We start from the raw sequence: 26,039 nt of genomic DNA, 5'->3' as shown, positions 1-26,039 counted from the left end.
GACCGCTCCGGCGTGGTTCTGTTTCAGGATTGCAGGAACATCTCAACAATACCAGAAGAACCGAATGCTGCGCGCCGTAATCGATCGTTGACGCCAAGCCACGCATCGTGTTGTGGCGGGGTTTCGACGAGGATCAATTCGGCGCCGGTCTGGTCCATGGCGCGCAGCGCGGCGTACAGGCCGAAGGCGTAGCCGGCGGCGTCGGCCGGCATGTGCTGGTGCGCTGCGGCCGCGCTGCCCTGCGAGGACTGCGGCAGGGCCGAGTAATGGATGACGGCGGCCTTGCGGCCCCTGGCGGACAGCCTGGCCAGCGTGTCCGCCAGCGCGGCGCCGTCGACCAGGGCGACCGGGGCTTTCGGCGCGTAGTGCGATTCCAGCGTGCCGGAGGCGCGCGGCGCGGTCTGGTCCGGCAGGTTGGGCATCACGCCGATGACGTCGGCGATGTCCTGCGCGCCGATGTGGCCGGGGCGCAGCAGCACCGGGCCGTGCGTGGCCAGGCGCGACAGGTCGAGGATGGTCGATTCGATGCCGACCTGGCTGGAGCCGCCGTCCAGCACGGCCAGGCGCAGCGCTGCCGCTGCCGCTGCCGCAGCTGCTGCATTTACTGCCGGCGTGCCGGCCGGGCCGGCGTTGGCAACCGCGCTGCCAGGGCCTGCGTCGGCCGGGTCCGCCATGCTGGCGGTGATGGCGGCAGCGTAGGCGTGCGCGGCGGCTTCGGCCGCTTGCGCGTCGTCCAGCACCATGGCGCCGAACTCGTCGCGCACGTGCTGCGCGGTGGTGGGGCTGACGTTGCCGAACTTGTTGGCGGACGGCGCCGCCACCCCGCCCTTGCCGCCCTTGAAGGCGCTCAGCAAGGCAATGGCCACCGGATGCGACGGGCAGCGCATGCCCACCGTGTCCTGGCCGCCGGAGACGGCGTCGGGAATGTGTTCGTTGCGCTTGAGGATCATGGTCAGCGGACCGGGCCAGAAGGCTTGGGCCAGTTGGTACGCTTCGTCGGGGATGTCGCTGCACCAGTAGCCGAGGTCGGCGCCCGGCGCGACGTGCACGATGACGGGATGGTCCTGCGGCCGGCCCTTGGCGGCGTAGATGGCCGCCACGGCCTGCGGGTTTTCAGCGTCCGCGCCGAGGCCGTACACGGTCTCGGTGGGAAAGGCCACCAGCTTGCCCGCTTCCAGCAGGACGGCGGCCGCGCGGATGGCGGCCAGGTCGAGCGCTGCGGTCACGGTGCGATGCCCAGGATGGCGCAGGCGGCGTTGAGCTGCCGCTGCGCTTCGGCCAGGGTGGGCGCGACAAAGGTCAGGTGGCCCATCTTGCGCGCGCGGCGCGGGTCGTCCTTGCCGTACAGGTGCAGATTGGCGCCCGGCAGGGCCAGCACCTGGTCCCAGGCCGGCTCGCGCGTGCTGTCGGTGCTGTCGGTGAACCAGAGGTCGCCCAGGATGTTGAGCATCACGGCCGGCGAGTGCTGGCGCACGTCGCCCAGCGGCAGGCGCGCCATGGCGCGCACCTGCTGCGCGAACTGGCTGGTGACGCAGGCGTCCATGGTGTAGTGCCCGCTGTTGTGCGGACGCGGCGCCATTTCGTTGACCACCAGCGAACCGTCTTCCAGCACGAAAAATTCGATGCACAGCACGCCCACGTAGCCGAGCTCGGCCACGATGGCTTGCGCCGCCGCCTGCGCCTTCCTGGCGCAATCGTCGGACACGTTGGGACCCGGCACCGTGGTGGTGAACAGGATGCCGTCGCGGTGCACGTTCTCGGCGATCGGGTAGACCACCGACTGGCCGTCCGCGCCGCGCGCGGTGAGCACCGACACTTCGTAGGCCAGCGGCAGCATTTTCTCCAGCAGGCAGGTCACCTGCCCCATCGATTCAAACGCGGCGCGCACGTCCTCGCGGGTGCGCACGCGCACCTGGCCCTTGCCGTCGTAGCCCATGCGCACGGTTTTCAGGATGCCGGGCAGCAGCTCGTCGCCGATGGCGGCGATGTCCTCCTGCGAGGCGATGACCTTGTGCGGCGCCGGCTGCACGCCGGACTTGGCGGCGCAGCCGACAAAGAAGCGTTTTTCAGCGATGCGGTCCTGCGCCACCGACACGCCGTGCGCATCGGGCGCCACGAAGACGTGCTGCGACAGGCGCGACAGGCTGCCGGCCGGCACGTTCTCGAACTCGGTGGTGACGGCGAAGCACTGCGCGGCCAGCACGTCCAGCCCCTGGCTGTCGCTGTAGCCGGCGTTGATCAGGCGCTGCGCAACCTGCCCTGCCGGGCAGTCGTCGGATGGTTCCAGCACGGCCACCTGGTAGCCCATGCTTTGTGCGGCTTGTGCGAACATGCGGCCCAGTTGGCCGCCTCCCATCACGCCCAGCCAGGCTTGCGGACTGGCGCTGGGCAGGAAGGGAGTGGACTGCGGCGCGGACTGCGGCGGTAAAGACTTCGAATTGCTCATTGCGTTATTCAAGCGGTAAGGTCATGGCCTGGGCCACGCCGGTTTGCTGGACGCGGAAGGCTTCCAGCTTGTCGGCCAGCGCGTCGTCGGTGGCGGCGATCATGGCCACCGCGGTCAGCGCGGCATTGGCGGCACCCGCTTCGCCGATGGCGAAAGTGGCCACCGGCACGCCCTTGGGCATCTGCACGATGGACAGCAGCGAGTCCTCGCCGCGCAGGTACTTGGACGGCACCGGCACGCCCAGCACCGGCACGATGGTCATGGCGGCCACCATGCCCGGCAGGTGGGCGGCGCCGCCGGCGCCGGCGATGATGGCGCGCAGGCCGCGCGCGCGGGCGCTCTTGGCGTAGGCGTACATCTCGTCGGGCATGCGGTGCGCGGAAATGACCTGCGCTTCGAAGGGCACGCCGAACTGCTTGAGCACGGCCACCGCGTTCTGCATCACGTCCCAGTCCGAAGACGAGCCCATGATGACGCCGACCAGGGGTTTGTTTTCAGCCATGCTTATACCTTCAGCTTCTCGCCGGTCAGGCGTTCAATGGCTTCGAAGTACTTGGCCTGGGTCTTGTTGATCACGTCGGCCGGCAGCGCGGGCGCCGGTGCGGTTTTGCCCCAGGTCAGGGTTTCCAGGTAGTCGCGCACGAACTGCTTGTCGAACGACGGCGGCGACATGCCGGGCTGGTAGGAATCGGCCGGCCAGAAGCGCGACGAGTCGGCGGTCAGCACTTCGTCCATCAGGTGCATCACGCCGTTTTCGTCCAGGCCGAATTCGAACTTGGTGTCGGCGATGATGATGCCCTTGGTGGCGGCGTATTCGGCGGCGGCCTTGTACAGCGCGATGCTGGTGTCGCGCATCCTGGCGGCCAGTTCGGCGCCGATGCGGCTTTCCATTTCGGCAAAGCTGATGTTTTCATCATGCTCGCCCAGGTCCGCCTTGGCGGCCGGGGTGAACAGCGGCTCGGGCAGCTTTTCAGCCTGCTGCAGGCCGGCCGGCAGGGCGATGCCGCAGATGCTGCCGGTATCCTGGTAGTCCTTCCAGCCGGAGCCGATGATGTAGCCGCGCACCACCGCTTCCACCATGATGGGCTTGAGGCGCTTGGCCACTACCGCGCGGCCCTTTACCTGCTCCACTTCGTCCGGCGCCACCACCGATTCCGGCGCCACGCCGGTCAGGTGGTTGGGCACGATGTGGCCCAGTTTCTCGAACCAGAAATCGCTCATCTGGTTCAGGACCATGCCCTTGCCCGGAATCGGCTCGTTCATGACGACGTCGAAGGCCGACAGGCGGTCGGTGGTGACGATCAGGATCTTGTCGTCGCCGACAGCGTAGTTATCGCGGACTTTGCCGTGGCCGAGCAGTGGCAGGGACTTGATGGAGGATTGGTAAAGGCTGTTCATAGCGGGGAAGGTGATGTGGTAAGGCGAAAATAGCGCGGAACCGGCGCGCAGGCCTGCGTGCCCGCCGGTCAAGAAAATCGGGCCGGGGAAAGTCCCCGGCCCGTTCCAGACAGAATTTTACTTCACAATCTGCGCCAGGGCGCCGGCCTTGTAACGCTCGGCCATTTTTTCCAGCGGCAGCGGCTTGATCTTGCCGGCCTGGCCTTCGCAGCCGAACGCCAGCAGGCGCGCCTTGACGATCTCTTCGGCGGCGGCACGGGCCGGCTTCAGGTAGTCGCGCGGGTCGAACTTGGACGGGTTCTCGAACAGGTACTTGCGGATGGCGGCAGTCATGGCCAGGCGGATGTCGGTGTCGATGTTGATCTTGCGCACGCCGTGACGGATGCCTTCCTGGATTTCTTCCACCGGCACGCCATAGGTTTCCTTCATGTCGCCGCCGAATTCGCGGATGATGGCCAGCAGTTCCTGCGGCACCGAGGAGGAACCGTGCATCACCAGGTGGGTGTTCGGGATGCGGGCGTGGATTTCCTTGATGCGGTCGATCGCCAGGATGTCGCCGGTCGGCTTGCGGGTGAACTTGTAGGCGCCGTGCGAGGTGCCGATGGCGATGGCCAGCGCGTCGCACTGGGTGCGCTGCACGAAGTCGGCGGCCTGGGCCACGTCGGTCAGCAGCTGTTCGCGGGTCATGGTGCCGTCGGCGCCGTGGCCGTCTTCCTTGTCGCCCTTCATGGTTTCCAGCGAACCGAGCACGCCCAGTTCGGCTTCCACCGTCACGCCGATGGCGTGCGAGAACTTGACCACTTCGCGCGACACGTCCACGTTGTAGTCGTAGGAGGCTACCGATTTGCCGTCCGCTTCCAGCGAACCGTCCATCATCACCGAGGTGAAGCCGGAGCGGATCGCGGCCATGCAGACCGCCGGCGACTGGCCATGGTCCTGGTGCATCACGACCGGGATGTGCGGATAGGCTTCGACGGCGGCGTCGATCAGGTGGCGCAGGAAGGCTTCGCCTGCATATTTGCGGGCGCCGGCCGAGGCTTGCATGATGACCGGGCTGTTCAGGGCATCGGCGGCAGCCATGATGGCTTGCACCTGCTCCAGGTTGTTGACGTTGAAGGCGGGGATGCCATAGCCGTTTTCGGCGGCATGGTCCAGCAGCTGACGCATGGATACGAGGGACATGGTATTACTCCAAACAATAAAAAAATCGGTGCGGCGGGCGGTGCGGGCGGCGCGGGCGGCGGCTGCGCGCGCAGCGCTGACCCGCCCTACGTGAACTCGCCTACTTTCACTATCTTCAATGCATTCGTGCCGCCCACCTGGCCCATCGGCTCGCCCCAGGTGACCACGATCATGTCGCCCTTCTTGACGATGCCGTATTCCACCAGCAGGTCCTCGACCTGGCGCAGCACCACGGCGCTCTCGGCGCCCTGCGCCAGCTGGTAGGCGCGCACGTTGCGGTACAGGGCAGCCTTGCGGGCGGTGGTCACGCTCGGCGTGAGCGCGAAAATCGGGGTGTCGATGCTGTGGCGGCTCATCCACAGCGCGGTGGAGCCGGACTCGGTCAGCGCCACGATGGCCTTCACGCGCAGGTGGTGCGCGGTAAACAGCGCGCCGTAGGCGATGGACTGGTCGATGCGGGTGAAGCGGACGTTGAGGAAGTCGGCGTCCAGCTTGTTGTATTCGGATTGCTCGGCCTCGACGCAGATCGCGGCCATCATTTCCACGGTCTCGATCGGGTATTTGCCGGAGGCGGTTTCAGCCGAGGTCATGACGGCGTCGGTGCCGTCCAGCACGGCGTTTGCCACGTCGGACACTTCGGCGCGGGTCGGCACGGCGTTGACGATCATGGACTCCATCATCTGGGTCGCGGTGATGGCCAGCTTGTTCGATTCGCGCGCCATCTTGATCATGCGCTTTTGCAGCGCCGGCACGGCGGCGTTGCCCACTTCCACGGCCAGGTCGCCGCGCGCCACCATGATGCCGTCGGACGCGTCCAGGATCTCCTGCAGCGCCGGAATCGCTTCGGCGCGCTCGATCTTGGCGATCATCATCGGCTTGTGGTGGTAAGGCTCGCCGGCGATATTGGCCAGCTGGCGCGCCATCGCCATGTCGGTGGCGTTCTTCGGGAAGGAGATGGCCAGGTAGTCGCACTGGAAGCTCATCGCGGTCTTGATGTCTTCCATGTCCTTGGCGGTCAGGGCCGGCGCGGTCAGGCCGCCGCCCTGGCGGTTGATGCCCTTGTTGTTGGACAGGTCGCCGCCGATCTTCACGGTGGTGTGGATTTCGCTGCCGTTGATGCGGTCCACCACCAGCACGATCAGGCCGTCGTTCAGCAGCAGCACGTCGCCGGGGCGCACGTCGGTCGGCAGCGCCTTGTAGTCCAGGCCGACGCGCTCCTGGTTGCCCAGTTCGCCGTTCTCGCCCCACTTTGCGTCCAGGATGAACTTGTCGCCGTTGGCCAGCTCGATGCGGCCGTTTTCAAACTTGCCGATGCGGATTTTCGGGCCCTGCATGTCCGCCATGATCGCCACCTCGCGGCCGCATTCGGCGGCGGCCTTGCGCACCAGCGCGGCGCGCTCGATGTGGTCCTGCGCCTTGCCGTGCGAGAAGTTCAAGCGCACCACGTCGACGCCGGCCCGTATCATCTTGACCAGGATGCCGAAGTCGGTGGAAGCGGGGCCGATGGTGGCGACAATTTTGGTACCACGGGACATAAGATTCCTTTGCGGGGGTTGGCGGGTTACGCGCCTGCGGCGCTAACCCGCCCTACGGTGAACCGGCGTTGCGGCGTAGGGCGGGTTAGGCGCGCCGCGCCGTAACCCGCCAACGAGCCGTCGAAACTCAAGCAGCGCGCTGAACCAGGATTTCCACTGCCGGCAGGGTTTTGCCTTCCAGGAACTCCAGGAAAGCGCCGCCACCGGTCGAGATATAAGCAATTCTATCGGTAATGTCATATTTTGCAATCGCCGCCAGCGTATCGCCGCCGCCGGCGATCGAATATGCCTTGGAGTTGGCGATGGCCAGCGCCAGCGTCTTGGTGCCTTCGCCGAACTGGTCGAACTCGAACACGCCGACCGGGCCGTTCCACACCACGGTGCCGGCGGCGGCGATCTTGTCGGCCAGCAGCTTGGCGGTTTTCGGGCCGATGTCCAGGATCATGTCGTCGTCCGCCACGTCAGCCACGTCCTTGATGGTGGCCGCCGCGGTGGGCGAGAATTCCTTGGCGCACACCACGTCCACCGGGATCGGCACTTCGGCGCCGCGCGCGGCCATGATGTCGATGATGGCCTTGGCTTCCGCCACCAGGTCGTTTTCCACCAGCGACTTGCCGATGTTCAGGCCAACCGCCTTCATGAAGGTGTTGGCAATGCCGCCGCCCACGATCAGGCCGTCCACTTTCTCGGACAGCGCCTTCAGGATGGACAGCTTGGACGATACCTTCGAGCCGGCCACGATGGCCAGCAGCGGACGGGCCGGGGCGCCCAGCGCCTTGCCCAGCGCGTCCAGTTCGGCGGCCAGCAATGGGCCGGCGGCAGCCACCGGCGCGAACTTGGCGATGCCGTGGGTGGAGGCTTCGGCACGGTGCGCGGTGCCGAAAGCGTCGTTGACGTAGACGTCGCACAGGGCGGCCATCTTCTGCGCCAGCTCATCCGCATTCTTCTTTTCGCCCTTGTTCACGCGCACGTTTTCCAGCAGCACCACCTGGCCGGCCTGCAGGCCTTCCAGGCCAGCGCCGTCCACCCAGTTCTGCTTCAGTTCGACCGGCTGGCCCAGCAGCTCGGACAGGCGCTTGGCGACCGGCGCCAGGCTGTCTTCCGGCTTGAACTCGCCCTCGGTGGGACGGCCCAGGTGGGAGGTCACCATCACTTTGGCGCCAGCGGCCACGGCGGCGCGGATGGCCGGCACGGAAGCGCGGATGCGGGTATCTTCGGTGATGTTGCCGGCGTCATCTTGCGGCACGTTCAAGTCGGCGCGAATGAACACGCGCTTGCCTTGCAGCGCATTTTGGTCGATCAGATCTTGCAGACGAATGAAGTTCAGAACAGCTTGCATGGCTACCCAAAGGACGAAGGTTGGAAAGACCGCTATTCTACCGCAACGCAGCGCACGATTCCCTTAGAAAATATGCAACAGTCTCAGGGCTGTGAAGAAAGCCATGCCAAAAATGATGGTTTCCAACATGTTACGGCGCACCACGTAAAACGCGATGGATACGGCGCCGGCCACCAGTCTCAGGTTGTCCAAACCGATATGAATCTGGCCGCCCGGAGCCAGCAGCAGGTCCGGCGCAACGATGGCCGCCAGCGCGCAAGCGGGCGCGTAGCGTAGCATTTCATTCACACGTTTCGGAATGGCAATATGGTGGCCGATCAGCCAGAACGAGGCGCGCGTGGCGGCCGTGGCCAGGCCCAGCGCCAGGATGGTGAGCCAGATCTCCCAGTCAGCCATGTTTGTTGAACCTTTCCGTTAATTCTTCCACGGCCATGGCGCTGAGCATGCCGATCACCACGGCAGCGAGCAGGCCCAGCTTGTACGGCAGGCCGGCGCCGGCCACCGCCACCGCGCCCGCCACGATCACGCCGCACACGGCGGGCCGGTTGGCCGTCAGCGGCACCATGATGCAAATGATGGCCAGCGTGCCCGCAAAGCCCAGGCCCCACTCGGCCGGCACCGCGCTGCCCAGGAATACGCCGGCGATGGAACCGATCTGCCAGGCTGCCCAGTTGGGATACATCAAGCCTTTTAAATAGGAAACCTTGCCGGGCACCGGCTCCGCGCTGGGGTATTTCTGCAAAAAAAGCGCGGCGGTCATGTCGCCGGAGCAGTAGCCGAGCACGAAGCGCTGACGCCACGGCAGGCCGGCGAAATGCGGCGCCAGGATGACGGAAAAGATCACGAACCGCAGGTTGACCGCGAAGGCGGTCAGGAAAATCACCCAGATCGGTGCGCCGGCCGCGATCAGCGGCAGCGAAGCGAGCTGGGCCGAGCCGGCGAACACCATCAGGGTCATGCCCAGCGCCTGCGGCACCGTCAGGCCGCTCTTGACCATGGCCACGCCCACCACCAGGCCCCAGGCGCCGATGCCGAACAGGGTGGGTATGCCGGTGCGCAAGCCTTCACGCCAGGAAGCTTCGTCGTGCTGGCCTACGTCAACAGGGGTGGGGGCTGGCGCAGCGTTGGCGGCTGCGGGCACGGGGGCGGGCGTGGCTTCATTCATGTGGTTTTCCTGCCACGCGCGCCCCGTTTCAGTGGAGGCGAACGCCAGCGGCCGGTACTGTAGATCAGGCGCTATTTTACCGATGATTCTTGGAATTGCGCGAATCCGTTAAAATCGGTGTTTTCAGCCTAAGTTTCACGGAGATAGCCAAGATGACCAACGCCACCCAGCCAGCAGCAGCCGCCAACGCAGTTGAACTCGACGGTAAAGACCTGCCGGCCCACTGCCCGAACCCAGCCATGCCGCTGTGGTCCTCGCACCCGCGCGTATTCCTGGAGTTCAACCACGACGGCGTGGCCAAGTGCCCGTACTGCGGCACCGCCTACCGACTGAAGCCAGGCGCCGTGGTCCCGCATCATTAATCACTGTCAGCACTGTCAGACATATAACCGGCCCGGAGGCTGCCATGCCAAAAAAGCAATTAAACGGTAGCGCAAGCGAAGTCGAAGCGGCTTTCTATGAAGCGCTGAACCGGGCCGATGTGGAAGCCCTGATGGCCCTGTGGGCCGACGACGAGGAAATCGCCTGCATCCATCCGGGCGGTCCGCGCCTGGTGGGGCACCGCGCGATCCGGGAATCCTGGTCCATCATCCTGGAGCACGGCGGCCTGCACATCCGGCCGGCGGTGCTGCACGAAACGCACAACCTGATGAGTTCCATCCACTCCGTGGTGGAAGGCACCACCGCCGCCACCGGCGAGCCGGCCCACCTGGTGGCCAGCAATGTCTACATCAAGACGCCCAAGGGCTGGCGCATCGTGCTGCGCCACGTGTCCGTGGCGCCCGGCCCCATTCCGGTGGACAACCCGGCGCAGGTCCTGCACTAAGCCGCTTCCCGAGATGAAGTACACCGCACCGCTGTGGCTGCCCAGCGGCCACCTGCAAACCATCTACCCCGCCACCTGCATCAGCAAGCCGCAGGTGGCCTTCCGCCGTGAACGCTGGCAGACCCCGGACGGCGACTTCGTCGACGTGGATTTCGTCGACGGCCAGCCCGGCCAGCCCTTCGTGGTGCTGTTCCACGGCCTGGAGGGCTCGTCCGGCAGCCACTACGCGCGCGCCCTGATGGCCGACGTGCAGGCGCGCGGCTGGTCCGGCGCGGTGCCGCATTTCCGCGGCTGCTCGGGCGAGGCCAATTTGGCGCCGCGCTTCTACCATTCCGGCGACGCGGCCGAAATCGACTGGATCATCCGCCGCCTGCACGCGCGCGCCGGGGACGCGGCCTGCAGCCGTTTTTACGCCACCGGCGTATCCCTGGGCGGCAACGCGCTGCTGCGCTGGCTGGGCGAATCGCAGCACGGCGCCGAGATAGTCGATGCGGCGTGCGCCGTGTCCGCCCCGCTGGACCTGGCACGCGGCGGCGAATCGCTGTCGCGCGGCTTCAACCGGATCTACACGCGCATGTTCCTGAACACGCTCAAGCCCAAGTGCGTGGCCAAGCTCAAGCAGTTCCCCGGCCTGTACGACCTGGACGCGCTGATGGCCGCCAACGACCTGTACGCCTTCGACAACGTGGTGACCGCGCCGCTGCACGGCTACCGCAACACGGACGACTACTGGGACCGCGCCAGCGCCAAGCACGTGCTGCTCGACATCACCGTGCCGACCCTGGTGCTGAATGCGCAGAACGATCCCTTCCTGCCCGGCGTCCACTTGCCGCGCAAGGCGGCGCCCGGCGTGCTGCTGGAGTATCCGGAGCACGGCGGCCACGTCGGCTTCGCCGTGGGCGGGCCGCCCGGCTCGCTGGACTGGCTGCCCAGGCGCATGATCCACTTCCTCGAAGGCGAAAACGCCAGCCGTGCGTCCGGCCGGGACCAGATGTGCGAAGCTTGAACCATGGATGACATCGTAAAACAGGCGCTGGCCAAATGGCCGAACGTGCCGCACTGCTACGGCTGGCTTGGCCTGGACGCGCGCGGCAACTGGCGCATGCGCGACGAGCGCGCGCAGCATTTCAACCTGCCCGGCGACAAGCTGACCAATGCGGCGCTGGTGGGCTTCATCGTGCGCAACTACGCCAGCGACGAGCGCGGCTGCTGGTATTTCCAGAACGGTCCGCAGCGGGTGTATCTGAACCTGGAGACCACGCCATATGTGGCGCGCACCGATCCGGCGCAGGGCTTCGTGCTGCACACCGGCGCGGCGCTGGGCCGGCCGGACGCGGCCTATTTGACCGAGGCGGGCGAACTGCTGCTGCAGCGCGGCGCCGTGGTGGCGCAGCTGGACGACCGCGACGTGGCGCAGGCCCTGGAGCGGCTGGAGATGGATGGCCATGCCATCGGCGACGAGACGCTGCTGGCGTGGCTGGAGGACAGCGCCGCCACCGCAGCGCTGGCGCTGCGCATGGGCGATGGCGCGGTGCCGGTGCAGCGCCTGCAACGCGGCGACATCCCCGCCCGCTTCGGCTTCGTGCGCCAGCCGCAGCCGCCGGCGCCGCAGCCCGCCGCCCCGTAAGGACGAGGCCAGCCAGCCCGCTACGGGTTGCGCGCCACCACGGCCGTATCGAGCAACACGAACAGCGCGGACAGGTCGCTGCGGTGCTGCGCCGGCGCCGAGCCGAGCACAACCGCAACGTAGCGCAGATGCTTGCCGGACACGGTGCGCTCGATAATTGCGCAGTCGTGGCTGAAGCTGTCGTCCCCAAATCCGATCTTCGACGATAGCGCAGACGGTGCGCGCCCGGCAGCGGACAGCGCACTCTCCGCGTAGCTCCCAATGCCGCCCGCCAGCTGGCTGGCCAGCGTGCGCATCTCGGTGCAGGCGGCCGCATCCACCAGCTTATCCTGGGCCATTGCGGTCATCAAGCGGCCCACCTGCAGCGCGTTGGCGACAAAGTTGCTCTTCGTGCGTCCTTGCGCCGTGGCCCAGCGCGGCGCCAGGGCGACACCGGCGGCGTTCGCGGCTTGCTCGGCTGCGCTTTTTACCCAGTCGTGCCCGGTATAGTCGCCGGAGATCCACAAGCCTTTTCCCGTGGCCGCATCAAAGAACCCAGCCTTGGCAAACAGGCCGTTGATGTAGAAGTAGCCCAGCGCCAGCACGCAGCGGCTGGCGGCGGCATTGTTCGACCACCGCATCATGAGGCGCATCCATTCATGGAACCGGCCCACCGGCGCGCCGAACTCGCCTGCGGCATCGAGGTCGGCATCGCTGATTGCAGTCGTGGCTGCCGCGAACTCGATCTTGCCGGCAGCCGACAAGGTGAAGAGCTTGGCGAACTGGGGAATCGTCACGTCCTGGCCGTTTTTGAAGCTGGTGGCCGAGCGCGCCGGGAACGTGGCCTTGAGCTTCGGCGTCCAGGCGCGCTTGATCAGGCTGAACAACTCGGGCGCAGCGGTGATGCCGTTGGCCTTGGCGGCATCGGCGAATGCCTGCACGCGGGCGCGCAAGGCGAAGGCGGCATACATCACGCCGACTTTGAGCAGGCTGGCGGCATACACCATCTCGTCGTCGTGCAGGCCGGCAAACGGCGCCGATGCAGGGGCACCGGTGACGTCGGCCAGCGCCGCGCACAGATGGTTCGACGTGCTGCCTGCCACGGGAGCGAAAGCGGCGTTCATCGCCACGTTGCCGCGGTCAATGCTCAGCGCCACGCTGCCCGGGAACGGATCGACGGCGTCGGCCCATGCCGGGAGGGGCGCCGCACCCTCGCCGCCCCCGCCTGCCGCGCCGCCAAAGTGCACGATCTGGATAAACAGGGCGCCGGGGTTGTCGGTCACCATCTGCTCATAGGCGGACAGGAATTTGCTGAATGGCTCGCTGATCTCTGTGCCGCTGGCCGGATCGATGAAGACAAAGCTGGTGCCGCTGCCGTCCGCGCTGCCCGTCCCGGTAATTTTCGTCACCACGCGCGCGTGCGGCGAGAACTGGCCGTCGGCGTCGGCCGCATCGGTGGTGATCCAGAGCGGGCCGTGGTCCTTGACCCAGTCAATATACTGCTGGACCGAATAGCTCGCCGGTGCTTCGCCGCGCATGCCCAGCGCGCCGATGAATGCATCCTTCTCGGACGAGGCCAGCCCTTCCTGGTTCTCGAACTTGGCGACATATTGCGCGCCAGCCTTTTGCAGCACTTCCTGCACCGTCATCTTGCGGCCTTCCTTCCAGCTCACCATCATGGCGGCGACGGTCGCCCAGCAAGCCATGCTGTTTTCCTGCTTCATCCTGGGCACCGTGCCCGGCACGCTTGCCAGCACCTGGTCCGCGCCGCCCGGCGTTACCTCGATCGATTCGCTGTTGCCATCGGTATCGCTCTTCTGCGCCTTGACGTTCTTGCCCTGGTCCACCGCCCTGACGGCGGCCGAGGCCAGGCTGGACTTGCTCGCAGCATCCTTTTCGCTGGCGGCATTGTCCTTGTCCCCGCCATCGATCTGCTTCTGCAGATGTTCCTTGACCAGCTTGCCGTAGTCGTCCTGCGAGATCGCGCCGTCCTGCCGCGCGGACTTGATGGTGTCCATGATCTTGTCGGAATTGGCGGTGTTGTGCCCCTGCATCGACAGCTTCTGCGCCATTTCCGCAAACGCCTTGGCATTCTCCTGGTTCGACAGGTAGGTGCGGATCACGTTCTGCTGGTTCGCGTCCAGCCCGGTGATGTCCTTGAAGACGCCGGCCTTGCCAAGCAGGTCCGCCAGGCCGGCCAGGCCGGCGCCGGGTGCCGGCGCAGCCGGCGCGTTCTGGATATTGATCAGGGGGGTCGCGAAGTCCTTGAAGGCCGCCTTCCAGTCGGTGATGGTGGGCGTGGGCGGCGTCAACGGGGCGATCGGGCTCGGCTCGTCGGTGGCGAAGCGCACCCAGTCCTGCGACGAATTGTCCTTGACCTTTTCGCACGCGTCGCAAGCGCCCTGCACCGCTTCCAGGAACACTCCGCGTGAAGGCACGCTGATGCGGAAAGGCGGCGGCGCGGTCAGCGGCCGGTAATGATCGAACAAGGGCGCTGCCGCATCTTCCTCTTCGGCGCGGGCCTGCACGATGTACGACTGGCTGACCCGGTAGCCCGGCGCCACCGGGAATACCAGCGAGTTCCCCGTCACGCAAACCAGCTCGTTCTTGACCACCGAGGCCAGGCTGCGAAATACCAGCGGCGCGCCGCCATCGTCGTACACCTGGATGGAAAAGCCGTCGAGCAGCATGTAGCGGCGGTCCGGATCGAGCCGGTACCACAATGCCTTGTTGTAGTGCTCCAGGTTGCTGTTGAGGTGTTCGGTCAGCTTGTTTACCAGGAAGACGTCTTCCTTGCGCGGCGAGCGCTGCTCGTCCGAATTCATCGGCGTCGCCTGCGTGACGCCGTCAAACAGGTCATTGCCCACGTAGCCGCTGAAGATGCGGCCGTTGTAGTGCGGCGTGGCATAGTTGACGTTCAGGCTCTCCAGCACCACGGTGAGTTCGCGCTTGAGCGTATCCCAGTTCGCCTGCGCCACGCCGACACCCGGCTGGTAACGCACCTCGATCGCGCCGATGGCCGCGCGCGCCGACGTGCTGCGCGCCTGGAAATTGTAGCGCAGCAGCTGTTCCCTGGACGAATAGCGGTTCAGGGCGGTGATATCGAGCGAGCTGAAGGGCTTCAGCGCCACGGTCGACTCGTGGATCAGGCGGCTCACCAGCTGGGGCGCGATGTCGCTGAAAAATATACGGTCCCAGTCCGCGATGACGTTGTTGGCGAACTTGTTGAGCAGCTCCAGCGTGGTCATGTCGAGCACGTCCGCATAGGCGTCCCAGATTTTCCGGTCGTCCGGCATGCCGTGGAAAAAGTCGATCGTCACCAGCGTGCCGTTGACGAGAATTTTCTGGTCTTCGAAGGTATGCACGCGGATGCAGTGCGCGGGCGAGACTGCCTCGTAGTTCTCGTCGAGCGTCATGAACAGATCGAAGATCTTGCCGGGCGTCAGGACATCGTGGGTTTCGGTTTCATATTTCACCGAAGGCCCGCCGCCAAAGAGCAGCGACAGCCCGCCCGTTGCGGCGGCAATCGCGGACGACTTGATGTTGTCGCGTATCGTGCCCTGCACATCCACGCCGGCCTGCGTGGTGACGGTCTTGCGGATGATAGGCAGGGAGAGGATGCGGTCGAACTTGGTTTTCGGGCGCGGCAGCACCATGCGGATGCTGAAGCTGCCCTTGACGTCGCTGATCGCCTCGTCGCAATAGCGGCCGGCCGGAAAATCCACGTGCGCGTAATTGGTCCGGATGCGCTCGTTGGCGTCGAAGCCGGCCAGCAGGGGATGGCGGCGCACCCAGCTGAACGGCCGCAGATAGGTATTGGACGGCGCCGGCAGCAGCGCCACGGCCAGCACGTCGGCCCATTTGCGGATGTTCTCCATGGTGAAGTTGGTCATCAGCAGCGGCACGAACACGCACTCCTCCACCTGCACCAGCTCCTGGAACACGGCGAAATGCCGCAGCACCTCGAAATACATCATGGTGAGCGAATGGCAGTGGTTGTGGTTGCCGACCACTTCGGTGGTCGCGTTGTAGTGCTGGCCCTCCTGCACGCTGGTCACCACGGAAGCGTTGAGCTGGCGGTAGCTGTCGGCGTTTTGCATGACGGCCTGGCGCAGTTTCTCGGCAAAAAACTGCGAGGTATTGCGGCTGCTGTTCTGCGAGGCCGAACTGCTGGAACTGGCGGTGCCGCCGGCCACGCCAAGCGAGCCCGACACGACGCCGAGGCTGCCGCCCAGTCCCAGGCCGGCGCTGACGCCGCTGGTGCTGGCCGAACTGCGTCCTTGCATGGCTTCGCCCAGGAATCCGCTGAGCTCATCGGCGATGCCTCTTTCTGCCACGATATCGGCAGCCAGGCGCTCCCCTTGCGACAGGCTCTGCGATTCTGCCCCTTGCAGCGCATGGCTTGAATCGAACACGACGATCTGCTTCTTCTGGCCCGGCGCCAGCGGCAATGAATACAGCAGGTTGCCAAGCGAGTAGCCGTCGGCCTTGAAGACGGATTTGTAGTGCAGGATGTGGCCGGTGGCCACCGTCACGGCCTGGTAGAACGACAGGTAGTCCTGGTCGGCCGGCGTATCCTGCCAGCGGATCGGGTTATCGAGGTTGACCGGCTGGCGCGCAATTTTCCCGGCCCCGCCTTCGAGTTCGAAGCCGGACACCTCCTCCCCCTGCAGGGTGGTCAGGGTACGCTTCCTGAGCGTGTAGTTGGCCACGTCCGGGTCCGACGTGCGCACGATGCCGGTGTAGTTGTACTCGCTCAGGGTGCGGTTGGGCGTGGACAGGTTCACGCAGGAACCGCCAATGTCCTGGGTATATTCGTCGGAGTTGATCAAGTCTTCCTGGCTGGGCAGGCGCCCGGCCTTGACCGGCGCGGCGCAGTCGCAGTCGGCCTTTTTTTCCGTTTCCGCATCGGGGCAAACCGGATCTTTCACCAGCAGGAAAAGGAAGTCCGGGGCGATGGTTTCGTTGGGCGTGCCCTGCACCACGGGAATGTCGGCCGGGCTGTCCGGCGCCAGCGACACCAGTGCCTGGGCCGCCGCATAGGCGCCGTACGGATACGGCATGGAGAAATTGCCGTTGCTGTCCGCGCTCGCGTGTCCCACCACGCGCCAGGCCGCATCGCCGTCCGCCTTGGCCTGGACCAGCACCACCGCATCGTTGAGCGGACAGGCTTTGCTCAGGCCCACCAGCTTGCCGCGCAGGCGCTTCGCGCCGCCCGCCGGATGTTCCACGCCGGGGGTGATGGCGGGAGGGCGGTGCTCGGCCAGCTCGATCTGCACTTCCTTCAATTGCGGATCGTCGGCGGCGAAATCCCTGCGCCACAGCTCGGCGCCGTCAAAGCCGCGCACCCGCACCGTGATCGCGCCGCGCACACTGTTTCGCAGCAGCTGGTGCTCGCCCGTCAGCGTAAAGGCGATGCGGTTGTCCACTGGTGCGCCGGGGCCCTGGCGCCAGTCGTGGGCAATATGCCGGTACACGGCGTTGCCGGCGATATCGGATGCCGTGTACTCCGCGTCCAGCGCGTAAAAGTACAAGTCGGCCATGGCCAGCTGGCGGTTGCCGTCGGTGGCGACGTGCAGGTGTCCGGCAATGTCCATGCCCTCCAGCGCGTCGACTTCAATACCGAAATCGAACAGCGCGAAGACGTGCCGCTTGAGGAAGTCAACGACATCGTCGACGTTTTCCTGGTGCAGTCCGTGGACGATGGCTGGCAGCCTGTCGTTGATGACGCTCTCGGGCCGAACTGGCCCCTGCGGGGACAGACCGTTTTCTTCCGCCAGCAGTTTCAGGAAAGCCAGCAGGCTGATTCGTGAGCGCTGGTTGGTGATTTGCTGGAAGGCCGGCAGCACTTCGTCGTAGCGCTGTTTGTTGACCAGGAAGAGATGGTCGCCGACCGGCTCCGCCAGCTGTCCATCCGCGTTCAGGCCCTTGACGAAATACAGGCAGCTAAATACGCCGGCGTACGGCACTTCGCACTCAGCGGCGCTGAGCTGCAGGCGCACGGGAAACGCCAGCCTGGAAACGGCGGCTTCCCCCTGCCGCATGATGGCTGCGGTGTAGTCATGAAACTTGCGCACGGCCGCGCCCGTGCCGGCCAGGCCGGCAGACGGCAGGGCGGCCTCGTAGCTGCTGTCGCTGAGATCGACATCCAGGCGCTGGGACGACGTACCGGTCTGCGACCGTTGGAACTCGTCGTTGCCGTTGTTGTTGCGGTCGGAATAGCTGAAAACCGGGGCCTGAAAAGTGACCGTGATTTGCTGGACAGGCGCGGCATCCGGATCACCGGCGTAATGGAAGGACCAGTGCAGGTACATCATGTCAGACTCCCCTTGGCTAGGTGGACGACAACGTACGCTTCGGTGCGGGAGTGATGATTTTTAAGAGCGCGGAACTGAGCCAGTATAGGACACGACCCGCGAATTGCAATTGATATATCGTTGCCAGGCGGTGGCTCCGGACGGCGTCACGGCTCCTTGTACTTGTCGCCCATCGCATCCTTGCGCCGCTGCTTGAGCTCGCGTTCGCGCGCATCGATTTGCGCCTGGTCATAAAACGACGCATCGCTGGCCTTGCGCGCCAGGTTCAGCTGGTCCAGCGCCGCCAGCGTGCCGCCCTGCAAGGTGTATGACTCCGCCAGCGCCATGTGCTGCAAGGCCATCTTTCCCTGCTTCGAATACGCCTTGGCCAGCAGATCGTGCACCTCCGGCTCGTCCTTGTAAAACTGCGCCTGCTCGCGCAGGAAGCGCGCCGCCTCCTCCAGCTGGCCGGACGCGATCATTGCCTCCGCGTACTGGTGCGCGATGCCGCGCGACAGCGGAAACTGCTGGTGCGCCGCCGTCGCCTCCTTCAGCGCCGCCGCCACCATCGCCTCGTTCGACTCCTGCGCCAGCTTGATATCCAGCGACAGGCTGGTGAACACGGTCGGCGCCGTGTCGCGCTTGCCCATGCCGAACACGCCGGCCGGCATCGGCGCCTCGATGGTGGCGCGCGCCTTGTCCAGCCAGCGCTGCGCGGCCACGAAATCGTTCTTCTTGAACATGGCGAACGCCATGCCGTACTGCCCCGCCGTTTTCTGCTGGCGGTTATCCTGCTGCATCAGGCCCTCGAAATACTGGATCGACTCCGCCAGCCCCTGCGTGCTCAGGTCCTGCAGCACGCGCGCGCGCGAACGCACCAGGTAGAAGGCCAGGCTGTCGAGGCGCTGCTTGTAGGGCTGCTCGCGGATGCGGGCCTGGATGTCGGCGATGCGCTCGGTGGTCAAGGGGTGCGTCAGCAGATAAGCCGGCACCAGGTCGCTGTAGTTGCGGCTGGCCGTCTGCATGCGCTGGAAAAAGGCCACCATGCCGCTGGTGTCGAAACCGGCCTCGCCCATGATCTGGAAACCGACCCGGTCCGCCTCGCGCTCGGCGTCGCGGCCGAAGTTGAGCTGGCGCTGGATGGCCAGGCCCTGGCCGCCCATCATCACGCCCATGGCCGCGTCCGGGCTGGACTTGGCCGCCAGCACGGCCAGGATCATGGCCGCCAGCGGGATCAGCGCGTCCTGCTTCTGCTGTCCCAGCTGGCGCGCAATGTGGCGCTGCGCCACGTGGCCGATCTCGTGGCCCAGCACGGATGCCAGCTCGGACTCCGTCTGCGCCGCCAGCAGCAGCGCCGAGTGCACGGCGATGAAGCCGCCCGGCAGCGCGAAGGCGTTGAGCTGGCCGTCGCGCACGGCGAAGAAGAAGTAATTGAAACTGGCCTCGCCGCGCGCGCCCGGGTGGGCCTGCACCAGCGTGTTGCCCAGCGTGTTCAGGTATTCCAGGATGGGGGCATCGTCGAGGTAGTCCTTGTTGCTGCGGATGTCATACATGATCTCCTCGCCCAGCTTGCGTTCGATCAGCGGCGACAGCTCCTGCCGCTCGGTGTCGCCGAGGCTGGGGAGATTGAAGGGCTTGGATACCGGCATCTGCGCCATGCCCATGGGGGCGGCCAGCAGCAGGGATGCAGCGAGGGGAAGCAAGCGCAGCAAAAAACGTTTTGATTTCACAATGATATGATACCTGTCGATACCCGCAACTGACGAACTATACTCCAATGACCAGCACCCCAGCTCCAGCCGCAGACCAGCTCACGCACTTCGACACCACCGGCCAGGCCCACATGGTCGACGTGGGCGCGAAACAGGAAACGCACCGCACCGCCGTGGCCGCCGGCAGCATCCGCATGAAGCCGGAGACGCTGGCGATCATTTTAGCGGGAAGCGCGAAGAAAGGTGACGTGCTGGGGATCGCGCGCATCGCCGCCATTATGGGCGCCAAGCGCACCAGCGACCTGGTCCCCTTGTGCCACCCGCTGGCGCTGACCCGCGTGACGGTGGACTTCACCACCGACGAAGCCAGTTCGAGCGTGCACTGCACCGCGCAGGTGGAGACCTATGGCAAGACTGGCGTGGAAATGGAAGCACTGACGGCCGTGCAGGTGGGCCTCTTAACCGTGTACGACATGTGCAAGGCCGTTGACCGCGGCATGGTGATGTCCAACATCCGCGTGATGGAAAAGCACGGCGGCAAGAGCGGCGACTGGAGCGCGACCAGTTAAGCTTGCTTCAACCTGCCCTGGACAATTCCCATTTTATTGCAATAGTGTAAAACTTTTTCTGCCGGTATATAATTGTTTTTATAGACATAGGCACAACAAAAGGTCGCACGAATGAGCAGTGGTACGTCGCCAGCCGAGATCAAGCCGCAGGAATACGAATTCGAGCAGATGAATCTGCAGGTGGGTGGCAGGATACAGTTCATCACGCACCGGACCATGAAGCCTGTCCAGCACTTTTCCACGCTGATCGGCTGGGTGAAGGACGAGTACATGATCGTCAAGGTGCCGTTCGAAAACGGGGCGCCGATCTCGGTGAACGAGGGCGACAAGCTGACCATACGGGTGTTTTCGGGCGTGAACGTGTGCTCGTTTTCTGCCATCGTGCAGCGCGTGTTCGGGCGGCCGCTGTTTTATGCCCACCTTTCCTTCCCGTCAAAAATCCAGGGCACCAGCTTGCGCACGGCGATGCGGGTGAAGGTGGATATTCCGGCGCAGTTGAGCTGCGAGTCGGGCGGCAGTGTGCCGGTATTTCTGGTGAACCTGAGCGTGTCGGGCGCGCTGATCGAGTCGAAGCGGCAGCTGGAGTCGGATGATGCGAAGGTGGGATTGTCGTTCACGCTGATCGCGCAGCCGGGCAACCGGCAGGTGCTGGTCAATACGCACGCGAGCATCCGCAATATCAACGTGATCAAGCCGGCGACTGCCGACAAGCCTGAAGTGTTCACCTATGGCGTGCAATTCGTCAACCTGGACCCGACCCACTACACCCTGCTGCAAAACCTCACCTACGAAGCACTGATTGCCGACAGGCAGAAGATAGTGTGAGCGCAGAAGCAAGAAACCTGGCCGAAGCCAGGTTTTTTCGTCAGTGCCGGAGCGCTAGGGGCGGATGATGCGGTGTTAGCTTAAGGCGTGGTTGGGGCTGCTGGTGGGGTTGGGGTAGCAGCTGCCGCGACATTGTTCTTCTCGATCGCGGCTTTAGCGGCTGCGTTATCGGCGTCGGTAATGTCCGTGCTGTTAACCCAGGTTACCGCGCTAGTACCAACAGTCGGAACCATCGTGATCTTCTTACCCGACAAGTTTTTACCGATATCGGCCAGGGTCAGTTCAATAGTGCCATTCGTAACGGTTGCGGAGGTTACTTCCTTAGTTGCGGTGAAGGTAGGCACGCCGTTGCTGCCAGCGTCACAAGGAGCAGTATCGTTGCCAGCTTCTTGCGCACACAGCGCTACGCCAGTCTTCAGCGAGCCGGCTGAGGCCAGCGCGTTTGCAACTTTGGCTTTCACGGTATAGTCGCTGTACGCAGGGATGGCCACCGCTGCCAGGATACCGATAATGGCCACAACGATCATCAGTTCGATCAGGGTGAAGCCGGCCTGGGCTTGTTTCTTCATCATTTTCATGGATTTCATTTTGTTGCTCCTCAAGAGGTGAACTGGTTGTTTGGTGCCACACTTGGGTAAGAGCAATTGGTGTGCCAGCCCGAAAACCGCCTTTTGAAAGCGATTTGCGCCAATTTTCGTCACTTCCGCCCGCGCTGGTTGACGATTTTTGTCAGTTGGGCTAGCGAAATTTGGCAGTTGACGATTTTTGTCAGGCTAAATCTTGTTTGAATGCCATTTGCGTGCCGCTCAGGTCGAGCACGTCGCCGTGTTGCAGGCGCTGGGGCTGCTTGCCGAGGGTGGCGCCGTTCAGGGTGGCGATGGCGTCGCCTTCGGACTGGACCACTGAATAGCCGTCCGGCGCGCGCGCGATGACGATCACCTGCACGCCGGGCCGGCCCAGTGTGGTCAGGGGCTTGGTCAGGGCGAGCTGCTTGCCGGCGTTGGCGCCGTTGAGCACTTCGATGCGGCCGAGGATGGGGGCTGGGGCGGCGGGCGGCGGCGCCGGAGCGGCGGCGGGGCCCGGGGCTACGGCCGGGGCGCGGGCCGCCGCGCTGGCGGGGGCTGAGGCGCTGGCGACGGCGGGGCGCGGTTGCGGCGGCACGGGGATGGTGGCGCTTTCGCCCATCGGCGCGGGCGCCGGCCGCACGCCGTCGGCCAGGTATTCGATCCGGTACTTGGCGATCTTGATGGTGTCCTGGTGCTGCAGGAAATGCTTGCCCACGCGCTGGCCGTTGACGAAGGTGCCGTTGGTGCTGCGCAGGTCTTCCAGGAAGGATTCGTCGAGGATGGTGGTGATGACGGCGTGCTCGCCACTCACAGCCGGGTGGCTTAGCACGATGTCGTTGCGGCTGCGGCGGCCAATGGTCATGCGCTCACGGCTCAGCGGGACTTCCTGTTCCACCACGCCTTCGCGCGAAATGATGATTTTCCCCAAACCTGGTCTCCGAGCAGATGGCGGCGGCGGCGCGGCGGCGGGTTACGCTGCGCTAACCCGCCCTACGTACAATAAAAAACGGGGAGCCTAAGCTCCCCGTTATTATTCACTAAAACAGTGAATTACAGCATTGCCTTCAGCAGACGCGCCATTTCGGACGGGTTCTTGGTGACGGTGATGCCGCAGGCTTCCATGATTTCCAGCTTGGCTTGCGCGGTGTCTGCGCCGCCGGAGATCAGCGCGCCGGCGTGGCCCATGCGCTTGCCCGGAGGAGCGGTAACACCAGCGATGAAGCCAACTACCGGCTTCTTCATGTTGTCCTTGATCCAGTAAGCAGCGTTGGCTTCGTCCGGACCGCCGATTTCGCCGATCATGATGACCGCGTCGGTATCTGGATCGTCGTTGAAGGCCTTCATGATGTCGATGTGCTTCAGACCGTTGATCGGGTCGCCGCCGATACCAACTGCCGACGACTGGCCCAGGCCCAGGGCGGTCAGCTGTGCTACTGCTTCATAGGTCAGGGTGCCCGAACGGGAAACCACGCCGATGCGGCCCTTGCGGTGGATGTGGCCTGGCATGATGCCGATCTTGATTTCGTCAGGGGTGATCAGGCCTGGGCAGTTAGGGCCCAGCAGCAGGGTCTTGGAACCTGCTTTGGCCATGCGGTCCTTCAGGGCCATCATGTCGCGGACAGGAATGCCTTCGGTGATGCAAATGGCCAGGTCCATTTCGGCTTCCACGGCTTCCCAGATGGCGGCAGCTGCGCCTGCTGGTGGAACGTAGATTACGGAAACGTTGGCGCCGGTTTCTTTTTTCGCTTCGGTCACGTTAGCGAAAATTGGAATGCCTTCGAAGTCTTCGCCGGCTTTCTTCGGGTTCACGCCTGCAACGAAGGCGTTTTTGCCGTTCGCGTATTCGCGGCACATACGGGTGTGGAACTGGCCGGTCTTGCCGGTGATGCCTTGGGTGACGACTTTGGTGTCTTTATTGATCAGAATGGACATGTTGATTCCTTAATTAAGCTTGACCGGCTGCAGCGGCGACAACGCTCTTGGCTGCATCTTCCATGGTGTCGGCTGCGATGATAGGCAGACCGGATTCGGCCAGCATCTTCTTGCCCAGGTCTTCGTTGGTGCCCTTCATGCGCACAACCAGTGGCACTTTCAGGGAAACGGCTTTCGATGCGGTGATCACGCCTTCGGCGATCACGTCGCAGCGCATGATGCCGCCGAAGATGTTGACCAGGATGGCTTTCAGCTCTGGGTTCTTCAGCATGATCTTGAACGCTTCGGTGACTTTTTCGGCCGTTGCGCCGCCACCCACGTCCAGGAAGTTGGCAGGCTCGCCGCCGAACAGCTTGATGGTGTCCATGGTGGCCATGGCCAGGCCGGCGCCGTTCACCAGGCAGCCGATGTTGCCGTCCAGGGAGATGTAGGCCAGGTCGAATTTCGATGCTTCGACTTCAGCTGGGTCTTCTTCGTCCAGGTCGCGGTAAGCAACGATTTCCGGCTGGCGGAACAGGGCGTTGGCGTCGAAGTTGAACTTGGCGTCCAGGGCGATCACTTTGCCCGAACCGGTCAGGATCAGCGGGTTGATTTCGGCCAGCGAGGCGTCGGTTTCCCAGTAGGCTTTGTACAGGCCTTGCAGGTTGGTGACGGCGTCGGCGATCGAACCTTCCGGTACGCCGATCTTGGCGGCGATGCCGGCCGCTTCAGCGTCGGTCAGGCCGACGGCTGGATCGATGGCGATGGTGTGGATCAGTTCCGGGTGGGACTCGGCAACTTCTTCGATGTCCATGCCACCTTCGGAGGAAGCCATCAGGACGACGCGCTGGGTAACACGGTCGGTCACCAGGGAAACGTACAGTTCCTTCTTGATGTCCGCGCCTTCTTCGATCAGCAGGCGGCGTACTTTCTGGCCTTCAGCGCTGGTCTGGTGGGTGACCAGCTGCATGCCCATGATCTGGTCAGCGTATTCTTTCACTTGTTCCAGGGACTTGGCCACTTTCACGCCGCCGCCTTTGCCGCGGCCGCCAGCATGGATCTGCGCTTTGACTACCCAGACCGAACCGCCCAGCGTCTCAGCAGCTTTGACTGCTTCGTCTACGGACAGGCACGGGATACCGCGCGGAACCGTCACTCCGAATTTTCGGAGGATTTCTTTGCCCTGATACTCATGGATTTTCATGCTGGCTTCCCTTCTGATTTACTGATATGTAAAGTTACGATTGTGTGAAAACTGAGGTAAGAAACGATGGTGTGCTGCGTGCGCTAGACCAATCCGGGTTTCGCTACCCAGCGCGGGTAGAACTGGGCAACTGCCCCGCCGTCGGTGCGGAGGGCGTGGCATTTGTCGAGCTGGAAAGGCTTTTGGTGCGGAACGTTGTCGCTAGCCGCATCGTGCGTCGGCCAGACATCGTTGGCGAAGGCCTGGACTGCCGCCGTTGGCAGGATCTGGGCCAGTTCCGTCAGATGGGTGCAGCCGGCGATGCCATGCAGGCGCTGCTTGAGTTCATGCCGGAATCCCTGCATCAGGTTCAGCCCCACCAGGGCCGCGTAAGCAGGACCGATGGTGTTGCAAAAACCGGGATAGGGAACCGCGTCAGAGACGGCTTCGGCGGCAACGATGTTCAGTTGGCGGTCGACCGTAATGCGTAAGGAAAGGTCATGCAGGGGCGTACCGCCTTCGCGCACGCCGGAGGCGAGCTTGGTGGCGTTAACTTTGATGTCGGTGATATGGGCGTCCAAATCCCATAGCCCATCCTCGCGCGCGAACGCCTGGATGTCTATTGCGCGCGTGTGCCGCAGCGCACGTCGGGAGACTGGAGTTGACAGGGACATAAGACCGATGCCGCTTTCGCGGCCAAATTAGTAAGCAGCCTTGCACTATTCTCTTAACAAGAATGCACGTTGCCGCAGCTTCTACGGACAACCACCGCACCCGCGGTGCTGCAAAAACCCCAAAAGTGTAGCACACCCCGGAGCGACTTGCGACGTGGCTTATAACAACTAGTTGCAAATAGTTAGCCGCCACGGGGAGTTTTGCGCTTGCACGCGGGGATCAGAATTCGTCCAGGTCCACGCCTTTCATGGCGGCCTGGATGGCGCGCTGGGAGAAGCCGCGCTGCAGCAGGAAACGCATTTGCTTGCTGCGTTCCTGGGCGTCTTGCGGCAGTTCGCCGAACTTGCGGCGCCAAACTTCGCAGCAGCGCGCCGTTTCGTCTTCGGCCAGGCCGGCTTTTAGTTCGCTCAAGGCTTCGCCCTTGATGCCGTGCTGCTGCAGCTCGGCCACGATGCGGGCATTGCCGTAGCGCGCGGAGCGGCGGTGGATCAGGGATTCGGAGAAGCGCTCTTCGGACAGCCAGTTGTTTTTTTCGAGGAAGTCGAGCAGGGCTTCGATGTCGTCGCCCTCTTCCGCGTGGCGCGCCAGCTTGCGCGCCAGTTCCATGCGGCTGTGCTCGCGCGTGGAAAGCAGGCGCAAGGCGCGGGCTTTGAGGCTGAGGGGAGGCATGGGCATGGTGATGGGCGGAGCGCAGGTTCGGCGGGTTACGGCTGCGCCTAACCCGCCCTACGCCGCATGTGCAAAGGACCGTAGGGCGGGTTAGCGCCGCAGGCGCGTAACCCGCCAACAGCCCGCGTCATATCGT

The 26,039-nt window shown here is 64.4% G+C and carries 23 protein-coding genes; 6 read left to right on the top strand and 17 right to left on the bottom strand.

Annotated elements, in window-relative coordinates; all coding sequences use genetic code 11:
• Window positions 1–23: 23 nt before the first annotated feature.
• The 9 genes from ASC94_RS24300 to ASC94_RS24260 all read right to left on the bottom strand — a co-directional run bounded on the left by ASC94_RS24300 (window position 24) and on the right by ASC94_RS24260 (window position 9,065).
• Complete coding sequence (locus tag ASC94_RS24300) at window positions 24–1,226, bottom strand: L-threonylcarbamoyladenylate synthase (RefSeq protein ID WP_056402000.1); 1,203 nt, start codon at window positions 1,224–1,226, stop codon at window positions 24–26.
• A complete protein-coding gene (locus ASC94_RS24295) occupies window positions 1,223–2,446 on the bottom strand; it encodes a 5-(carboxyamino)imidazole ribonucleotide synthase (RefSeq protein WP_056401997.1) in 1,224 nt (407 codons plus the stop codon). Before ASC94_RS24295 ends, ASC94_RS24300 begins: the two co-directional genes overlap by 4 nt.
• Before the next feature lie 4 nt (window positions 2,447–2,450).
• The gene (purE, locus tag ASC94_RS24290; protein WP_056401992.1) at window positions 2,451–2,948 is read right to left on the bottom strand and encodes a 5-(carboxyamino)imidazole ribonucleotide mutase; all 498 of its coding nucleotides are present in this window, start codon (window positions 2,946–2,948) and stop codon (window positions 2,451–2,453) included.
• A gap of 2 nt (window positions 2,949–2,950) precedes the next feature.
• On the bottom strand, window positions 2,951–3,844 hold the full coding sequence (locus tag ASC94_RS24285) for a phosphoribosylaminoimidazolesuccinocarboxamide synthase (RefSeq protein WP_056402480.1): 894 nt from the start codon (window positions 3,842–3,844) through the stop codon (window positions 2,951–2,953).
• A gap of 117 nt (window positions 3,845–3,961) precedes the next feature.
• Entirely contained in the window at window positions 3,962–5,026 is a 1,065-nt protein-coding gene (gene fba / locus ASC94_RS24280) for a class II fructose-bisphosphate aldolase (RefSeq protein WP_056401987.1), read from the bottom strand.
• Between the two features lie 86 nt (window positions 5,027–5,112).
• Entirely contained in the window at window positions 5,113–6,561 is a 1,449-nt protein-coding gene (pyk, locus tag ASC94_RS24275) for a pyruvate kinase (RefSeq protein ID WP_056401983.1), read from the bottom strand.
• Window positions 6,562–6,688: 127 nt separating this feature from the next.
• Window positions 6,689–7,900, bottom strand: coding sequence for a phosphoglycerate kinase (locus ASC94_RS24270; protein ID WP_082616810.1), 1,212 nt, complete (start codon window positions 7,898–7,900; stop codon window positions 6,689–6,691).
• A 63-nt stretch (window positions 7,901–7,963) separates the two neighbouring features.
• Window positions 7,964–8,296 (bottom strand): AzlD domain-containing protein, encoded by a 333-nt coding sequence (locus ASC94_RS24265; protein WP_056401980.1) that lies wholly within the window; start codon window positions 8,294–8,296, stop codon window positions 7,964–7,966.
• Window positions 8,289–9,065, bottom strand: a complete 777-nt coding sequence (locus tag ASC94_RS24260; RefSeq protein ID WP_082616809.1) for an AzlC family ABC transporter permease — start codon at window positions 9,063–9,065, stop codon at window positions 8,289–8,291. The genes ASC94_RS24265 and ASC94_RS24260 overlap by 8 nt, the downstream gene beginning before the upstream one ends.
• A 152-nt stretch (window positions 9,066–9,217) precedes the next feature.
• Here ASC94_RS24260 and ASC94_RS24255 point away from each other — a divergent pair, with 152 nt between their 5' ends.
• Genes ASC94_RS24255 through ASC94_RS24240 form a run of 4 tightly spaced genes read left to right on the top strand, consistent with a single transcriptional unit; the run spans window position 9,218 to window position 11,518 of the window.
• On the top strand, window positions 9,218–9,427 hold the full coding sequence (locus ASC94_RS24255; RefSeq protein WP_056401977.1) for a zinc-finger domain-containing protein: 210 nt from the start codon (window positions 9,218–9,220) through the stop codon (window positions 9,425–9,427).
• Between the two features lie 44 nt (window positions 9,428–9,471).
• Window positions 9,472–9,891, top strand: a complete 420-nt coding sequence (locus ASC94_RS24250) for a nuclear transport factor 2 family protein (protein WP_056401975.1) — start codon at window positions 9,472–9,474, stop codon at window positions 9,889–9,891.
• Between the two features lie 13 nt (window positions 9,892–9,904).
• A complete protein-coding gene (locus ASC94_RS24245; RefSeq protein WP_056401972.1) occupies window positions 9,905–10,897 on the top strand; it encodes a YheT family hydrolase in 993 nt (330 codons plus the stop codon).
• A 3-nt stretch (window positions 10,898–10,900) separates the two neighbouring features.
• Entirely contained in the window at window positions 10,901–11,518 is a 618-nt protein-coding gene (locus ASC94_RS24240; RefSeq protein ID WP_056401969.1) for a DUF2946 family protein, read from the top strand.
• A 20-nt stretch (window positions 11,519–11,538) separates the two neighbouring features.
• Here ASC94_RS24240 and ASC94_RS24235 read toward each other — a convergent pair whose 3' ends face one another.
• Both ASC94_RS24235 and ASC94_RS24230 read right to left on the bottom strand, forming a co-directional pair.
• Window positions 11,539–17,814 (bottom strand): papain-like cysteine protease family protein, encoded by a 6,276-nt coding sequence (locus ASC94_RS24235; RefSeq protein WP_056401966.1) that lies wholly within the window; start codon window positions 17,812–17,814, stop codon window positions 11,539–11,541.
• A 146-nt stretch (window positions 17,815–17,960) separates the two neighbouring features.
• The gene (locus ASC94_RS24230; RefSeq protein ID WP_056402472.1) at window positions 17,961–19,457 is read right to left on the bottom strand and encodes a M48 family metalloprotease; all 1,497 of its coding nucleotides are present in this window, start codon (window positions 19,455–19,457) and stop codon (window positions 17,961–17,963) included.
• A gap of 113 nt (window positions 19,458–19,570) precedes the next feature.
• Between ASC94_RS24230 and moaC the strand changes: the two genes are divergently transcribed.
• Together moaC and ASC94_RS24220 are read left to right on the top strand one after the other, a co-directional pair.
• A complete protein-coding gene (moaC, locus tag ASC94_RS24225; protein ID WP_056401963.1) occupies window positions 19,571–20,074 on the top strand; it encodes a cyclic pyranopterin monophosphate synthase MoaC in 504 nt (167 codons plus the stop codon).
• A 111-nt stretch (window positions 20,075–20,185) separates the two neighbouring features.
• The gene (locus ASC94_RS24220) at window positions 20,186–20,899 is read left to right on the top strand and encodes a flagellar brake protein (RefSeq protein ID WP_056401959.1); all 714 of its coding nucleotides are present in this window, start codon (window positions 20,186–20,188) and stop codon (window positions 20,897–20,899) included.
• 80 nt (window positions 20,900–20,979) lie between these two features.
• Here the strand turns inward: ASC94_RS24220 and ASC94_RS24215 are convergent, their stop codons facing one another.
• The 6 genes from ASC94_RS24215 to recX all read right to left on the bottom strand — a co-directional run bounded on the left by ASC94_RS24215 (window position 20,980) and on the right by recX (window position 25,909).
• Window positions 20,980–21,486: a pilin gene (locus tag ASC94_RS24215; RefSeq protein ID WP_082616808.1), complete on the bottom strand. Its 507-nt coding sequence runs from the start codon at window positions 21,484–21,486 to the stop codon at window positions 20,980–20,982.
• A 181-nt stretch (window positions 21,487–21,667) separates the two neighbouring features.
• Window positions 21,668–22,393 carry an FHA domain-containing protein gene (locus tag ASC94_RS24210; protein ID WP_056401953.1) on the bottom strand — a complete coding sequence of 242 codons (726 nt, stop codon included), beginning with the start codon at window positions 22,391–22,393 and terminating at the stop codon, window positions 21,668–21,670.
• Window positions 22,394–22,515: 122 nt separating this feature from the next.
• Window positions 22,516–23,397: a succinate--CoA ligase subunit alpha gene (gene sucD, locus ASC94_RS24205; RefSeq protein WP_056401948.1), complete on the bottom strand. Its 882-nt coding sequence runs from the start codon at window positions 23,395–23,397 to the stop codon at window positions 22,516–22,518.
• A gap of 13 nt (window positions 23,398–23,410) precedes the next feature.
• A complete protein-coding gene (sucC, locus tag ASC94_RS24200; RefSeq protein ID WP_056401945.1) occupies window positions 23,411–24,580 on the bottom strand; it encodes an ADP-forming succinate--CoA ligase subunit beta in 1,170 nt (389 codons plus the stop codon).
• 83 nt (window positions 24,581–24,663) lie between these two features.
• Window positions 24,664–25,233, bottom strand: coding sequence for a DUF2889 domain-containing protein (locus ASC94_RS24195; protein ID WP_056401941.1), 570 nt, complete (start codon window positions 25,231–25,233; stop codon window positions 24,664–24,666).
• Between the two features lie 220 nt (window positions 25,234–25,453).
• The gene (gene recX / locus ASC94_RS24190; protein WP_056401938.1) at window positions 25,454–25,909 is read right to left on the bottom strand and encodes a recombination regulator RecX; all 456 of its coding nucleotides are present in this window, start codon (window positions 25,907–25,909) and stop codon (window positions 25,454–25,456) included.
• Window positions 25,910–26,039 lie beyond the last annotated feature (130 nt).

Origin of the sequence: Massilia sp. Root418 (genome assembly GCF_001425265.1) — a bacterium.
In the GTDB taxonomy this organism is placed as follows: domain Bacteria; phylum Pseudomonadota; class Gammaproteobacteria; order Burkholderiales; family Burkholderiaceae_D; genus Rugamonas.
The sequence above is the reverse complement of the archived record's forward strand: the minus strand, read 5'-3'. Positions and strand labels throughout refer to the sequence as shown.

Coding starts and splice junctions, on each gene's coding strand:
- ASC94_RS24295 (WP_056401997.1), bottom strand. CDS start 2,446: ATGAGCAATTCGAAGTCTTTACCGCCGCAGTCCGCGCCGCAGTCCACT.
- purE (WP_056401992.1), bottom strand. CDS start 2,948: ATGGCTGAAAACAAACCCCTGGTCGGCGTCATCATGGGCTCGTCTTCG.
- ASC94_RS24285 (WP_056402480.1), bottom strand. CDS start 3,844: ATGAACAGCCTTTACCAATCCTCCATCAAGTCCCTGCCACTGCTCGGC.
- fba (WP_056401987.1), bottom strand. CDS start 5,026: ATGTCCCTCGTATCCATGCGTCAGCTGCTGGACCATGCCGCCGAAAAC.
- pyk (WP_056401983.1), bottom strand. CDS start 6,561: ATGTCCCGTGGTACCAAAATTGTCGCCACCATCGGCCCCGCTTCCACC.
- ASC94_RS24270 (WP_082616810.1), bottom strand. CDS start 7,900: ATGCAAGCTGTTCTGAACTTCATTCGTCTGCAAGATCTGATCGACCAA.
- ASC94_RS24265 (WP_056401980.1), bottom strand. CDS start 8,296: ATGGCTGACTGGGAGATCTGGCTCACCATCCTGGCGCTGGGCCTGGCC.
- ASC94_RS24260 (WP_082616809.1), bottom strand. CDS start 9,065: ATGAATGAAGCCACGCCCGCCCCCGTGCCCGCAGCCGCCAACGCTGCG.
- ASC94_RS24255 (WP_056401977.1), top strand. CDS start 9,218: ATGACCAACGCCACCCAGCCAGCAGCAGCCGCCAACGCAGTTGAACTC.
- ASC94_RS24250 (WP_056401975.1), top strand. CDS start 9,472: ATGCCAAAAAAGCAATTAAACGGTAGCGCAAGCGAAGTCGAAGCGGCT.
- ASC94_RS24245 (WP_056401972.1), top strand. CDS start 9,905: ATGAAGTACACCGCACCGCTGTGGCTGCCCAGCGGCCACCTGCAAACC.
- ASC94_RS24240 (WP_056401969.1), top strand. CDS start 10,901: ATGGATGACATCGTAAAACAGGCGCTGGCCAAATGGCCGAACGTGCCG.
- ASC94_RS24235 (WP_056401966.1), bottom strand. CDS start 17,814: ATGATGTACCTGCACTGGTCCTTCCATTACGCCGGTGATCCGGATGCC.
- ASC94_RS24230 (WP_056402472.1), bottom strand. CDS start 19,457: ATGGGCATGGCGCAGATGCCGGTATCCAAGCCCTTCAATCTCCCCAGC.
- moaC (WP_056401963.1), top strand. CDS start 19,571: ATGACCAGCACCCCAGCTCCAGCCGCAGACCAGCTCACGCACTTCGAC.
- ASC94_RS24220 (WP_056401959.1), top strand. CDS start 20,186: ATGAGCAGTGGTACGTCGCCAGCCGAGATCAAGCCGCAGGAATACGAA.
- ASC94_RS24215 (WP_082616808.1), bottom strand. CDS start 21,486: ATGAAATCCATGAAAATGATGAAGAAACAAGCCCAGGCCGGCTTCACC.
- sucD (WP_056401948.1), bottom strand. CDS start 23,397: ATGTCCATTCTGATCAATAAAGACACCAAAGTCGTCACCCAAGGCATC.
- sucC (WP_056401945.1), bottom strand. CDS start 24,580: ATGAAAATCCATGAGTATCAGGGCAAAGAAATCCTCCGAAAATTCGGA.
- ASC94_RS24195 (WP_056401941.1), bottom strand. CDS start 25,233: ATGTCCCTGTCAACTCCAGTCTCCCGACGTGCGCTGCGGCACACGCGC.
- recX (WP_056401938.1), bottom strand. CDS start 25,909: ATGCCCATGCCTCCCCTCAGCCTCAAAGCCCGCGCCTTGCGCCTGCTT.